A 13,095-nucleotide genomic window follows, 5' to 3' on the forward strand; every position below is an offset into this window, starting at 1 on the left:
GGCCAGGACTCAGAACCGGGTACCCGTTGTTACCGCTCGTGATGCCGGATGTATTCATCGCCGCCGCCGAGTGCGAGGCCTGATCATGGAGATCAGGCGTTCGTGTGATGCCTGCGTCGGCTCACCGGCGGTACGCGTTCATCGCCAACCGCGCGGGGGCAGGGCCAGGCCTGCCGCCGGTACCAGCAGCAGCAACACCATCCAGGACAGGCTGGCCGGGCCGATGCCCTGCAACAGCAGGCCACCAAAGATGCCGCCGCCGGCAATGGCGAGATTCCAGCCGGTGACCAGCATCGACGTGGCGATGTCCGCAGACTCGCCGGCATTGCGTGCGAGCGCGGTCTGGAACAATGTCGCGACGCCACCGAAACCCAGGCCCCACAGGGCAACGGCTGCGGCGAGGGCCACCGGATTCTTCGGCCACAATGCGATCATCGCTGCCGCGACGCCGAACAATGCCAGGCTCACGAGCGTCAGGCCGTGCAGCCAGCGCTCAATCAGCACGCCGACCAGACCGATGCTGATCAGCGCGGTGGCTCCGAACAACAGCAGATAGCGTTCCACCTGTGTGTCGGCACCGGCGACCGCCAGCATGGGGGAAATGTAGGTATAGAGCACGTTGTGCGCGAACACGAACAACAGCATGACGCCAAGCACCTGGAGTACTCCGGGCAGGGCGAGCACGCGACGCAATCGCAGCGGGGAACCTCGCGCCTGACCGGCGAAGTCGGGCAAGCGGGCGCGTGCCCAGGCCAGCAGGCCCAGGCTGAGCAACGACATCAGGCCGAAGGTCCAGCGCCATCCGATGGTCTGGCCCAGCAGGGTGCCGGCCGGAATGCCGAGTGACAGCGCCAGCGGCGTGCCCACCATCGCCACCGCGATCGCGCGGCCCTGCTGGGCAGGCGTGACCATGCGACTGGCGTGGACGGCCACCAGAGCCCACAACAGGCCTGCGCTGATGCCGGCGATGAAGCGTGCGAGCAGGGTGATTTCGTAGAGCGGTGAAATGGCGGTCACCGAATTGGCCACGGTAAACCCGGCGATGGCCATCAAAAGCAGGGGGCGCCGGCGCCAATGACGGGTCGCGGCGATCAGCGGAATCGCGGCCAGCAGCGAGCCCAGGGCGTAGACGGTGACCAGTTGTCCCACCCAGGATTCACTGACACGAAGGTCTGCGCTTATCGCCGGCAGCAGCCCGGCAGGCAGTGCTTCGGTCAATATCGTGATGAACCCAGCGCATGCCAACGCCAGCAGGCCCACCCAGGGCAGCCGTGAACCCACATCCGGCGGCGAGACGATCAGCTCGCTTCCGCCGTCACCGGCGCTCATGCTGTCGCTCCACCCAGGCCCGCATAGATCGCATCGCGGAGTTCGGTAACGAACGCACCTGACATGCCCTCGTACAGCGTGTTGGTCAATGCCACCACGCTCAGCCGCCGCGACGGATCGACGAACCAGCTGTGCCCGTAGGCGCCGCCCCAACGCCAGGTACCGACGGATTCGGGGCTGGCGGCGGCAGCGGGATCGTGCAGGACCGAGAAACCCAGACCGAAGCCCACGCCAGGACTGTCGGGCGGGCCATGCGGGCCACTCTGCACGCGCCCCATTTCCGCGATCCCGTCGGCGGTCAGCGAGGGAACGCGGACCTGACGCAGCGCTTCCAGCAGGCGCATCACGTCATCGGCGCTGCCGACCATGCCGCCGCCACCGGAAGGGAAGGCATGCGGATCCAATGCGCGTGACGGATTGAAGCGAATGCCCGCCAGTCCCGGGAAAGGAGAGACGATTTCGCCTTCCTGTAATCGGTGGGGGCGCGTCGTGTGATCGGCGGCGGCATAGGGGGTGGTGAGCCGTGCCGGATCGAGGGCATGGAACGCGGTGTCGTGCATCCGCAGTGGTCCGGTCACCACGGTGTCCACCACCGCCGGTAGCGGCTGGCCATCGACGGCTTCCAGCACCGCGCCCAGCACGTCGGTCGCCAGTGAATAGCCCCAAGCCGTGCCGGGGGCATATTGAAGTGGAACCCGTGCGATGCGGCGGAGGTTTTCCGCCAGCGATACGGGGCTGTCGTCCATGCCGTCGGATACGCCGGCGCGTCCATGCGGTCCGTCGCCGTCCGGTGCGGGATCCAGGAAGCGGTAACCCAGTCCGGCCGTATGGGTGAGCAGTTGCCGCACGCTGATGTCGGGCTGGTTGCCGTCAGCGAGCGCGGGTCGAAAGTCCGGCAGCCAACGCTGGATCGGCGCGTCCAGATCCAGCCGTCCCTGGGCGACGCGCACCATCGCGGCGGTGGAGACGATGGGTTTGCTGACCGAGGCCAGCCGGAACAACGCGTCGCGGTCCATTGCGCGCCGCTCCTCGCGATCCGCCCAGCCTGCGGCACGCGCGTAGCGGATTCGGCCATCGACCGCGATCAGTACGACCGCGCCGACCAGACGCTGTTCGGCAAGCGCGGCATCCAGTGCGGCATCGACTGCCACGGTGAGGAGAGGGATAGGCGATGAAACAGCCGACTGGGGAGTCACGGGGGAATGCGACGGCATGGAAGGTTCCAGGCATGGAATGAGCCGTCATGGTGGTAATGCTTCGGCGGATGAAAAAGGCGGGTAGAGTTCGCATCAGCACGGACATGAATGTCCGCAATGGGAAGACGTGAATGGAGAGCCTGGGCAGTCTGCAAACGTTCGTGCAGGTCGCTGAGACGCGCGGCTTTGCCGAAGCCGGCCGCCTGTTGGGGGTTTCCGCCGCCGCGGTGGGCAAGAGCGTGTCGCGGCTGGAACAAAGCCTGGGAGTGCGCCTGTTCCATCGCAGTACGCGCAGCGTGGCATTGACCGCGGAAGGCGAGTTGTTCCTGGTGCGTTGCCGGCGAATCCTTGAAGAAGTGGCGGCGGCGGAGGCCGAGCTGTCACATCATGCGGGCCACGCGCAGGGTCGACTGCGGATCAGCCTGCCGCTGATCAGCGATCTTGCGCTTCCTGTGCTGGCGGATTTCATGCGCGCCTATCCGGACGTGCTGCTGGACCTCGATTTCACCGACCGCCTGGTCGATGTGATCGAGGAAGGCTTTGATGCGGTCCTGCGTGTCGGCGAGCCCTCCGATTCACGCCTGACCGCGCGGCATATCGGCCATTTCCATCGACGACTGGTGGCATCACCGGCCTATCTGGCGGAACGCGGCACGCCGGGTGAGCCGGCGGATCTGGAGCGACATTTGTGCCTGCAATACCGTAATCCCAGCAGTGGGCGCATCGAGGCATGGCCGCTGCGCGGCGCGTCGACGGAGTTGAAAGTGCCGGAATCGATGGTATGCAACAACATCGAAACCCGGGTGTGTTTCGCCAAGCGCGGACGCGGTGTCGCCTATGTGCCGGATCATTCGGTACGCGAGGCGCTGCGCACCGGTGAGCTGGTGACGGTGTTGGATGACTACGTGGACGCGCCGGGAAATCTCTACCTCCTGTGGCCGTCCGGGCGCCACGTTTCCCCCAAGCTGCGGGTGTTCGTCGATTTCGTCAGCGAACACCTGTTGCCAACCTGCTGCCAATCCGCCGCGCCCGCAAACCGGTGAAGTCCTCACGGGCGAGGGAGTGCGGGCGGCGGCTTGTCCCCCAGCCGCCGCGTTGTCGTCCTTTTCAGAACCGGTATTTCACCCCCAGCGAGACGAACTGGCCGCGCAGGTTGTACTGGGTGATGTCGAAGCCGTTGGATCCTCCGGCCGGATCGAAGGGCGGATCCTTGTCGGTGAGGTTCTGCACGGACAACGACAGCGTGGTCTTGGGAATGCCCTGGTAGGCCACGTACAGGTCCAACTGGTGATACGGCTTGACCTTGTCGCGCAGGCCCGGATTGCTGGCCTGGGTGGAGACCCGCTGATCGTAACCGGCGATGTATTGCAGGCTGAGCGTGCTCTCCCAGTCGCCGGCTTCCCAGCCCAGCGAGGTGGTGCCACGGTTTTTCGGCAGCGCGCCCAGGCGGTTGTTGCCTGCACCGTCGTAGGGCGCCTGTCCGGCCACCAGCGGTTGCTTGAACTCCAGCAGGTGGGTCCAGCTTCCGGCCAGCGTGAAGCTGCCGGCGGCGGCGGTACGGAAGGTGCGGCTGAAATCCAGATCGATGCCCGAGGTCTCCAGTTCCCCCTGGTTGGAATACTGGTTGGTGATGATCTGGATGCGACCCTGCACATCGCGGATCACCCGGCCCGGGAACAGTGCGGGGTTGTTGACGATGAACTGCGCGTTGTCCGGCTTGATCAGGTTGTCCTGTTCGATGCGGTAGTAGTCGACTCCGATGCTCGTGTCCGCGTCCGGCGACCACACCGCGCCCAGATTGAAGTTCTTCGAGCGCTCCGCATCCAGATCCGGGTTGCCGGTACGAACGTTGGTGACGCCACGGCTGCCGCCCGGCGACAGCGGATCGTACGGGTCCACCACGGTGCCGTAGCTGATGGTCTGGCCGGGAGCGATTTCAGGCAGTGAAGGCGCACGGAAGCCGCGCGAGAACGAGCCTCGCAACAGCAGCGAATCCAGCGGCTGCCAGCGCAGCGCCACCTTGGGCGAGAAGGCGTTGCCGAAGTCGTCGTAGTGATCGGCGCGGCCGGCCAGTTGCAGTTCCAGCGTCTGGTGCAGCGGCACGCTGAACTCGGCGTACGCGGCGCTGACCTTGCGCTCGCCCTTGACGATGTTGATGGCCGGGCGAAGCTCGGTGCCGGACAGCACCTGCCGGCTGGTGCGCGCATCCAGCGATTCGCGACGGAACTCCGCGCCCCAGGCGAAGCCGATGGCGCCGGCGGGCAGTTCCAGGAACGAGGTCGAGGCTTTGGCGCTGACCGCGTCCAGCCGGTAGTAGCCCGGACGCTTGGTCTGCAGGCGCAGGTCATTCAATGGCGCCGGGGTACTGGTTGGATCCAGGAAGTCGTAGCTGCCGTCGGCGAGGATTCGCTCGAATGCGTAGCGGTTGATGAAGTTGTCGACATACTCGCGTTGCAGGCTCTGCGAGGTTCCGGCGGCCACTTCCCAGTCCCAGCGCTCGGTCTGGCCGCGCAGGCCGGCCAGGGCGCGATAGAACACCTGGGTGTTGTCCTTCAGGCGCGGGCCGAGATCGAAGAAGGTGTATTCGAACGGCAGCGGCACGCCGTTGGGATTGTCGGGATGGCCGACCGGCAGCGCCACCGGGATGTCCACCAGGGTGCCGGTGGCCGGGTTGTAGGCGCGCAGGCCCGGGCCGACCGTGAGCGGCGCGCTGAAGATCTGGTCCGCCTGGTTGTGGCTGTAGAGCAGATCGGCGAACAGTTCGGTGCGTTCGCCCAGGCGGAAGGTCGCGCTCAGCGAGGCCTGGACGCGTTCCGCGCCCGGTTGCAGGGTCTTGTACGGCTGCGCGTTGAAGGCGCAGGCATTGCCGGGCAGGGTGCTGCCGAAGTCGCTGTAGGGGCGCGGCACGCTGCCGTCCGGGCACGGCGAGAACGGGGTGGGCTGGCGCGGATCGAGCAACCAGTTGCCGCCCGCGGTCGACCAGCCGGCCAGGCGCCCGCCGGGCTTGTCGCGGAAGTCGCCGCTGCGGGTGAAGGCGCGTTCGTCGGCGTCCAGGCGTTCGCGCTTGAGCAGGTCCAGCCCGAACAGCACGTTCCAGCCCTGCTGTTCGAGATCGCCAAAGCCCAGCAGCAGGTTGGCCTTCTGTTCCTCCAGGCCGCCCCGGGTGGCGCCGCCGACCGCGCCGCCCACTTCGATGCCCTGGAAGTTGCGGCGCAGGATGATGTTGACCACACCGGCGATGGCATCGGAGCCGTAGACCGCCGAGGCGCCGTCCTTCAGTACCTCGATGCGCTCGACCGCGCTTATTGGCAGCGCGTTGAGATCGACGAAAGTATCCTGGGTGTTGAGGGCGAAGCCGAAGTTGGCCACGCGATAGCCGTTGACCAGCACGAGGGTGTTCTTCGGGCTCAGTCCGCGCAGGCCGATCGAGGCCGAGCCGGCCGAGAAGCTGCCGGTGTACTGCTCGTCATAGCTGTTGCCGGCGTTGGCCGAGAGCGAGCGCAGTACGTCGGTCAGGGTCGATTTTCCGGTGCGTTCGATTTCCTCGCGAGTGACGACCTGTACCGGGTTCGGTCCGGCGGTGTCGCTGCGCTTGATGTTGGAGCCGGTGACCACGACCGCGTCCAGGGTCTTGTCCGGTCCGGTGGGCGGCGTGGTGGCGTCCTGGGCGTGGACGACGGGAGAGGTGATGGCCAGGGTGATGGCCAGGGCGAGCGGGGTGGTTCTCGACATCGAAGGCATTGAACGTTGGGCGCATCATTACCGCATGCGGATGCTGCACTGCCGAATGGCCGTGATTCATCGCCACATGACGAATCGCCATGTGATCCGGCTTGACGCGCGGTTCGTCCGCACCGAAAGCCCGCGGCCGGCCGTACAGGCGGCGGTCGCACGGCGATCAACGGCGCGCATTAAGATGCTCCTGCCGCACGGCGCCGGAGGTGCCGGTCGTCTGGATCATGCGGACAGGGTGGGCGGCCGCCCGGTCCGGCAAGGAGCGTGATGAATCGTTACCTGGCCTACGGGCTCTGCATCCTGCTGGCGTTGCTGTCGCTGGCGCTGTCCTTCCACTGGCCCGCATGGGGCTGGCCGGCCGGCCTGTTCGGCGCGCTGGCGCTGCTGGGCACCTGGGACCTGCTGCAGACCCGCAGCACCCTGCGCCGCAACTATCCGGTGCTCGCGCATTTCCGCTACGGACTGGAATCGGTGGGGCCGGAGATCCGGCAGTACTTCATCGAGGGGGATACCGCCGAGGTACCGTTCTCGCGACAGCAGCGCTCGCTGGTGTACCAGCGCGCCAAGGGCGTGATGGACGTGGTGCCGTTCGGAAGCCAGCAGGACGTGTACGGGGTGGACTACGAATGGATCAACCATTCGCTGGCGCCGACGCAGGTGGATTCGCACGACTTCCGCGTCACCATCGGCGCCAGTTCGGCGCAACCGTACTCGGCCAGCGTGTTCAACATCTCGGCGATGAGTTTCGGCGCACTGTCGGCCAACGCGATACGCGCGCTCAACGAAGGCGCGCGGCGCGGAAGTTTCTATCACGACACCGGCGAGGGTTCCATCTCCCCCTACCATGTCGAGCATGGCGGCGATCTGGTCTGGGAAATCGGCTCCGGCTATTTCGGTTGCCGGGACGAACAGGGCCGCTTCAGCGAGGAGCGCTTCGTGCAGAACGCGCGCCTGCCGTCGGTGAAGATGATCGAGATCAAGCTGTCGCAGGGCGCCAAGCCCGGCCATGGCGGGGTGCTGCCGGCGGCCAAGGTGAGCCCCGAGATCGCGGCCACGCGTGGCGTGCCGATGGGACACGATTGCGTGTCGCCGGCGCGCCATTCGGCGTTCTCCACCCCGGTGGAACTGCTGCAGTTCGTGGCGCGCCTGCGCGATCTGTCCGGCGGAAAGCCGACCGGTTTCAAGCTGGCCATCGGCCATCCCTGGGAATGGTTCGGCATCGCCAAGGCGATGCAGGAAACCGGCCTGCTGCCGGACTTCATCGTGGTCGATGGCGCCGAGGGTGGTACCGGCGCGGCGCCGGCCGAGTTCATCGACCACGTCGGCGTGCCGATGCACGAGGCTCTGCTGCTGGTGCACAACACGCTGGTCGGGCTGAAACTGCGCGAACGCATCCGCATCGGCGCCGCCGGCAAGATCATCAGCGCCTTCGACATCGCCCGGACCCTGGCGATGGGCGCGGACTGGTGCAATTCGGCACGCGGTTTCATGTTCTCGCTGGGCTGCATCCAGTCGCAGAGCTGCCACAACGATCGCTGCCCGACCGGCGTGGCGACCCAGAATCCCGGCCGCTGGAAGCACCTGGACGTGGGCGACAAATCCGTGCGGGTGCAGCAATTCCACGACAACACCCTGAAGGCGCTGCGCGACATGTTGTGCGCGGCTGGCCTGGAACATCCACAGCAGCTTGGGCCCGAACACATCTTGCGCCGGGTATCACCGGTCGAAGTGCGGTCGCTGGCAACCCTGTATCGTTTCCTGGAGCCGGGTGAATTGCTGGATCGGATTCCCGCGCATGCGGTGTTCCAGCAGTTCTGGGCCGAGGCGCGCAGCGACGCGTTCAATCCGCCGGCGCGGGTGCGCGCGCTGCAGGACAGCAAATCCTGATGATGAGCAAAGGGCATCAGTTCATGCCGAAGCGATCACACGGACTGTGAACGGAAGCTGCGCTGTCATCGCAATGACGCGAAACGCTAACCGAAATTCAACGTCCCGGTTTGTATCTTACGCGCACGCCCCGCTATCGCTGCGCGCAGGTTCTCTCCAGCCTGTCGCAGCCATCGCGGGCGACCAGACAAGGCGAGGATGCGTTTCCATGCGGGCAGGGAAAGCCTGCCGGGGAAACGAAATCCGGAACCTGAAAGCGTGTGGTGTGGAAGACCCGCCATCCATGTCCTGCCGCAATGGCAGGCATGGATGGCGGTGATCTGATCCGGGATGCCCTGATTCGGAGTGGGCTGATCCGAAGTGGGCTGATCCGGATTGAACCGCGCCGGCCGAACCGGAGCGAAGCCATCGTCGCCGTGTCGCGATCGAAAATTCCCGCTCGACTCCTCTTTCGTTTTTCGACATGCATTGCCGGAGCCAGCAATGTGCTTCAACGCGATCCGGACTCGTGTTCCTTCAACCAGGACAGGACACCCTCGGCGGCACGCAGGCCGCTGGCGAAACAGGCGGTGAGCAGATAGCCGCCGGTGGGTGCTTCCCAGTCGAGCATTTCGCCCGCGGCGAACACGCCGGGCAGGGCGGTGATCATCAGGTCGCGATCCAGCGCTTCCAGGCGGATGCCACCGGCGCTGCTGATCGCCTCGTCGATGGGGCGCGCACGCAGCAGGCGCAGCGGCAGCCGCTTGAGCGTGTGCGCCAGGCGCTCCGGATCCTGCATGGCCTGCCGGTCCATCACCTCGTACAGCAGCGCCGCGCGGACCCCGGACACCCCGGCCTCGCGCCGCAGGTGTTCGCTCAGGCTGCGGGAGCCGCGTGGCTTGGCCAGCGCGCGGCGCAAGGCGGGTTCGTCGCGGCCGGGAACCAGGTCCAGATACAGGGTCGTTTCACCGTCGCGGGCGATGGCGTCGCGCAGCGTGCCCGACAACGCATAGATCAGGCTGCCTTCGATGCCGGTGGCCGTCACCACGCACTCGCCCTGCTGCGCGTGCCACTGGCCGTCGGCGTCCTGCCAGTGCGCGATGACCGGTTTGAGCGGGGAGCCGGCGAAGCGGCCGGACAGGTGCTCGCTCCAGCCGATGTCGAAGCCGCAGTTGGCCGGTTGCAGCGGCGCGACGTCGACGCCGCGTGCGACCAGCAGCGGCACCCAGCCACCATCGGACCCCAGTTCCGGCCAACTGCCGCCGCCAAGCGCGAGCAGGACGGCGTCGACGCGGAGGATGACCTCGCCGGCCGGATGGAGGAAGCGCAGGGCGCCTTCTTCGTTCCAGCCTGCCCAGCGGTGCTGCATGTGGAAGCGCACGCCCTGGTCGCGCAGCCGCCGTACCCAACCACGCAGCAGCGGTGCGGCCTTGAGGTCATTCGGAAACACCCGCCCGGAACTGCCGACGAAGGTTTCCACGCCCAGTCCGGCGGCCCAGGCGCGCAGGGCGTCGGCGTCGAAACCGCGCAGCCAGTCGGCCACCGCTTCCTGGCGGGCGCCGTAGCGGGACGCGAACACCGGAAAGGGATCGGAGTGGGTCAGGTTCAGCCCGCCCTTGCCGGCGATCAGGAACTTGCGCCCGACCGAGCCCTTGGCGTCATAAAGATCGACCTCCAGGCCGGCCGCGCGCAGCCGCTCGGCGGCGAACAGGCCGGCCGGGCCGCCGCCGATGATGGCGACACGGGGCGGGGGGGAGGCTGGGGAAGGAAAAGCCGCGGACATCGCGCCATTATGCCAAGCCCGCCGTGCCGACCGGCGCCCACGATGACCATCGGCAGGGGGACGCCGGTGCCCGCCTGACGTATCGTTGGCGGTCGTCTTCGTTCTCCAAGGGGCTCAATGATGCGGATTCCGCTGATCGCCGGGCAGGCCGGCGCGCTGGTGCTGTCGTTCGGACTGTGGAGCGGCGCGCATGCTCAGGAGATCGCCGCGCCGGCGCAGTTGCAGGATTTCGACGCCTATGTCGAATCGGTGCGCAAGCAGTTCGACGTGCCCGGCATCGCCGTGGCCATCATCCAGGACGGCAAGGTGGTGCTGGAGCGCGGCTACGGCGTGCGCGAAATCGGCAAGCCGGAGAAGGTGGACGAACACACCCTGTTCGCGATCGCCTCCAACACGAAGGCCTTCACCGCCGCCTCGCTGGAGATGCTGGCCGAGGAGGGCAAGCTGGACATGGACGACCGGGTGATCGATCACCTGCCGTGGTTCCGCATGTCCGACGCCTACGTCACCCGCGAGATGCGCATCCGCGATCTGCTGGCCCATCGCAGCGGCCTGGGCCTGGGCGCCGGCGATCTGCTGTTCTGGCCGACCACCAGCTACACCAACCGCGAAGTGGCCGAGCGCCTCAAGGATGTCCCGCTGACCGGTGGTTTCCGCGCCCAGTACGCCTACGACAACATCCTGTTCGGCGTGGCCCAGCTGGTGATCGAACAGGTCAGCGGCATGAGCTACGAACAGTTCCTGCGCACCCGCGTGTTCCAGCCGCTGGGCATGGAGCAGACCCGTTTCAACAGCGATGCGCTCAAGCCCGGCGACAACGTCGCCACCGGCCACGCGAAGGCCGACTTCAAGGATCTCAAGCCGGCCCCGCGGATGACCTGGTCGAACGTGGCCGGCGCCGGCGGCATCTATTCCAGCGTCCACGACATGGGCAAGTGGATGCGCATGCAACTGGCGGGCGGCACCTATACCGACAAGGATGGGCGCCAGCAGCAGTTGTTCACGCCCAAGCGGCAGCGCGACATGTGGTCGATGATCACGCCGATTCCGGTATCCGAGCCGAAGATCGAGACCCTCAAGCTGGCCAAGCCCAACTACCTGGGCTACGGCGAGGGCTGGATGCTGTCGGACTACCGGGGCCAGAAACTGGTGTGGCACACCGGCGGCTGGCCGGGCATGGTCTCGCGGGTGACGCTGGTGCCGGATCGCAAGATCGGCGTGGTCGTGCTGACCAGCCAGGAAGTCGGCGCCGCCTTCAATGCGGTGACCATGCGCGCGCTCGACGCGATGCTGGACGCGCCGAAGACCGACTGGCTGGCGGGCTATGCCGAGGCGGTGGCCAAGTCGCAGGAAAATGCCGACGAGAGCTGGCAGAAACACGTGGCCGCGAGGGATGCCAAGTCCGGTCCGTCGCTGCCGCTGGCGAAGTACGCCGGCACCCTGCGCGATCCCTGGTACGGCGACGTCGTGGTTTCGCAGGAAGGCGGCAAGCTGGTGCTGCGCTTCAGCAAGACCGCCGAGCTGGTGGGCGACCTGAGCCACTGGCAGCACGACACGTTCATCGTGCGCTGGCGCGAACGCTGGCTCAACGCCGATGCCTTCCTCAATTTCGCCCTGACCCCCGACGGCGAAATCCGCGAGGCGCGGATGGAAGCCATCTCGCCGCTGACCGACTTCAGCTTCGACTTCCACGACCTGCGCCTGGCGCCGGTGAAGAAGAAGTAGGGCGGGTTTCTCTATATGCACCCTGCAGGAGCGACGTCAGTCGCGACCATGTAGTCAAGCCGGCAGAGCCCCTTGAGTGAGACTGCCGGGTGCGAGAGTCCGGTCGCGACTTACGTCGCTCTTACAGCGGTGTGGGTGCCGGATCAGTGCGGCTTGACGTCCAGCAGTTCCACTTCGAACACCAGCGAGGCGTTGGGCGGAATCACGCCGCCGGCGCCATCGCGGCCATAGGCCAGATCGGAAGGGATCAGCAGCACACGCTTGCCGCCGACCTTCATGCCGGCCACGCCGTCGTCCCAGCCGCGGATGACCCGTCCCGCGCCGAGCAGGAAGGTGAACGGCTCGGCGCGATCCACCGAGCTGTCGAACTTCTCGCCGCGCTGGTTGGGCACCCGCTTGTCATAGATCCAGCCGGTGTAGTGCACCGTCACGTCCGCTCCCTTCGTCGCGACCGCGCCGGTGCCGACGCGCTCGTCGATGCGCTGCAGCTCGGCCACGCTGCCGCCCGGCGGTGGACCCGGATCGGCGCAGCCGGACAACAGCAGGAGGGCGAGCGGCAGCAGGAAACGGCGCATGGAAGGATCCGGTGAAAAGAGTTGCGCGGAGGTTAACCGATTGGCCGGGGTCGGTCAGTCCACCAGCGAGCCGCAGGTCAGGTTGGCGACGGTGCCGGTCATCGCGCCGGCGCGATCCGAGGCGAGGAAAGCCGCGCAGTCGGCGACCTGCGCCAGCGTGGGCAGGCGTCCAAGCAGCGTCGCGCCGGCGGCGCGCTCGGCCAGCATCGCTTCGATGGAAACGCCGGACTCGGCGGCGGCGCTGGCGAATACCTTGGCGGAATGGGATAGCGCCAATGCTTCCGGAATCGCGTCCGGGCGCAGGCAGATCACCCGGATGCCATGTCCGCCCAGTTCGCCGGCCAGGATCCGCGAGAACGCCTCGACCGCCGCGCTGGCGACGCCGTTGCCGAGAAAGCCGCCGCCGCTCAGGCGCGCGCCCGGGGTGGACAGGCTGAGCAGCACGCCCGCGCGTTGGCGCGCCATGTGGCGGGCGGCGGCCTGCGCGGTGTTGAAGTTCGCGCGGGTGTAATGATCGATGGGATGCAGGTAATCATCCGCTGCCAGGTCCAGGAACGCGATGCCCTGCACGTGGAAGAAGCCCACCGCGTTGAGGCAGACGTCGATGCGTCCGGCCTGCGCCGCCACGTCGTCCGCGTGCGCCCGCACCGCAGACGGATCCAGGACGTCCAGCGTGGCGCACGAGGCCTGGCCGCCGGCCGCGACGATGTCGGCGGCCACTCGCTGCAGCGGTTCGGGCGTGCGGCCGGTGAGGAACACCCGCGCACCCTCGCGGCCGAAGGCGCGCGCGCAGGCGCCACCGATGGCGCCGCCGCCGCCATGGACGATCACCACCTTGTCTTGCAGTAGCATGTCTGCTTCTCCTGTTGGAATCCGGGCGTCGCCC

10 protein-coding genes are annotated in these 13,095 nt (G+C 67.1%); 4 read left to right on the forward strand and 6 right to left on the reverse strand.

What is annotated here, in order from left to right; all coding sequences use genetic code 11:
* Positions 1-138 precede the first annotated feature (138 nt).
* Positions 139-1,329, reverse strand: a complete 1,191-nt coding sequence (locus ACTJI2_RS06155) for an MFS transporter (RefSeq protein WP_440841455.1) — start codon at positions 1,327-1,329, stop codon at positions 139-141.
* A complete protein-coding gene (locus ACTJI2_RS06160; RefSeq protein WP_440841456.1) occupies positions 1,326-2,480 on the reverse strand; it encodes a serine hydrolase domain-containing protein in 1,155 nt (384 codons plus the stop codon). Before ACTJI2_RS06160 ends, ACTJI2_RS06155 begins: the two co-directional genes overlap by 4 nt.
* A gap of 176 nt (positions 2,481-2,656) precedes the next feature.
* On the opposite strand from ACTJI2_RS06160, the gene ACTJI2_RS06165 reads away from it, so the two are divergent.
* The gene (locus ACTJI2_RS06165) at positions 2,657-3,568 is read left to right on the forward strand and encodes a LysR family transcriptional regulator (RefSeq protein ID WP_192197667.1); all 912 of its coding nucleotides are present in this window, start codon (positions 2,657-2,659) and stop codon (positions 3,566-3,568) included.
* Positions 3,569-3,632: 64 nt separating this feature from the next.
* Here ACTJI2_RS06165 and ACTJI2_RS06170 read toward each other — a convergent pair whose 3' ends face one another.
* Positions 3,633-6,257: a TonB-dependent receptor gene (locus ACTJI2_RS06170; RefSeq protein WP_440841457.1), complete on the reverse strand. Its 2,625-nt coding sequence runs from the start codon at positions 6,255-6,257 to the stop codon at positions 3,633-3,635.
* Between ACTJI2_RS06170 and ACTJI2_RS06175 the strand changes: the two genes are divergently transcribed.
* Both ACTJI2_RS06175 and ACTJI2_RS06180 read left to right on the forward strand, forming a co-directional pair.
* The gene (locus ACTJI2_RS06175; protein WP_183642050.1) at positions 6,244-6,528 is read left to right on the forward strand and encodes a hypothetical protein; all 285 of its coding nucleotides are present in this window, start codon (positions 6,244-6,246) and stop codon (positions 6,526-6,528) included. The two genes, ACTJI2_RS06170 and ACTJI2_RS06175, sit on opposite strands and share 14 nt — an antisense overlap.
* Complete coding sequence (locus ACTJI2_RS06180) at positions 6,528-8,147, forward strand: FMN-binding glutamate synthase family protein (protein ID WP_440841458.1); 1,620 nt, start codon at positions 6,528-6,530, stop codon at positions 8,145-8,147. Before ACTJI2_RS06175 ends, ACTJI2_RS06180 begins: the two co-directional genes overlap by 1 nt.
* 490 nt (positions 8,148-8,637) lie before the next feature.
* Here ACTJI2_RS06180 and ACTJI2_RS06185 read toward each other — a convergent pair whose 3' ends face one another.
* Entirely contained in the window at positions 8,638-9,909 is a 1,272-nt protein-coding gene (locus ACTJI2_RS06185) for a TIGR03862 family flavoprotein (protein WP_192197671.1), read from the reverse strand.
* Between the two features lie 120 nt (positions 9,910-10,029).
* Here ACTJI2_RS06185 and ACTJI2_RS06190 point away from each other — a divergent pair, with 120 nt between their 5' ends.
* On the forward strand, positions 10,030-11,634 hold the full coding sequence (locus ACTJI2_RS06190) for a serine hydrolase (protein ID WP_255443306.1): 1,605 nt from the start codon (positions 10,030-10,032) through the stop codon (positions 11,632-11,634).
* 143 nt (positions 11,635-11,777) lie between these two features.
* On the opposite strand, the gene ACTJI2_RS06195 is transcribed toward ACTJI2_RS06190, so the two are convergent.
* Positions 11,778-12,209 carry an FKBP-type peptidyl-prolyl cis-trans isomerase gene (locus tag ACTJI2_RS06195; protein ID WP_183642037.1) on the reverse strand — a complete coding sequence of 144 codons (432 nt, stop codon included), beginning with the start codon at positions 12,207-12,209 and terminating at the stop codon, positions 11,778-11,780.
* A gap of 54 nt (positions 12,210-12,263) precedes the next feature.
* Positions 12,264-13,061 carry an SDR family NAD(P)-dependent oxidoreductase gene (locus tag ACTJI2_RS06200; protein WP_440841460.1) on the reverse strand — a complete coding sequence of 266 codons (798 nt, stop codon included), beginning with the start codon at positions 13,059-13,061 and terminating at the stop codon, positions 12,264-12,266.
* Positions 13,062-13,095 lie beyond the last annotated feature (34 nt).

It is taken from the genome of Pseudoxanthomonas sp. 22568, from assembly GCF_052044485.1.
GTDB lineage: Bacteria > Pseudomonadota > Gammaproteobacteria > Xanthomonadales > Xanthomonadaceae > Pseudoxanthomonas_A > Pseudoxanthomonas_A beigongshangi.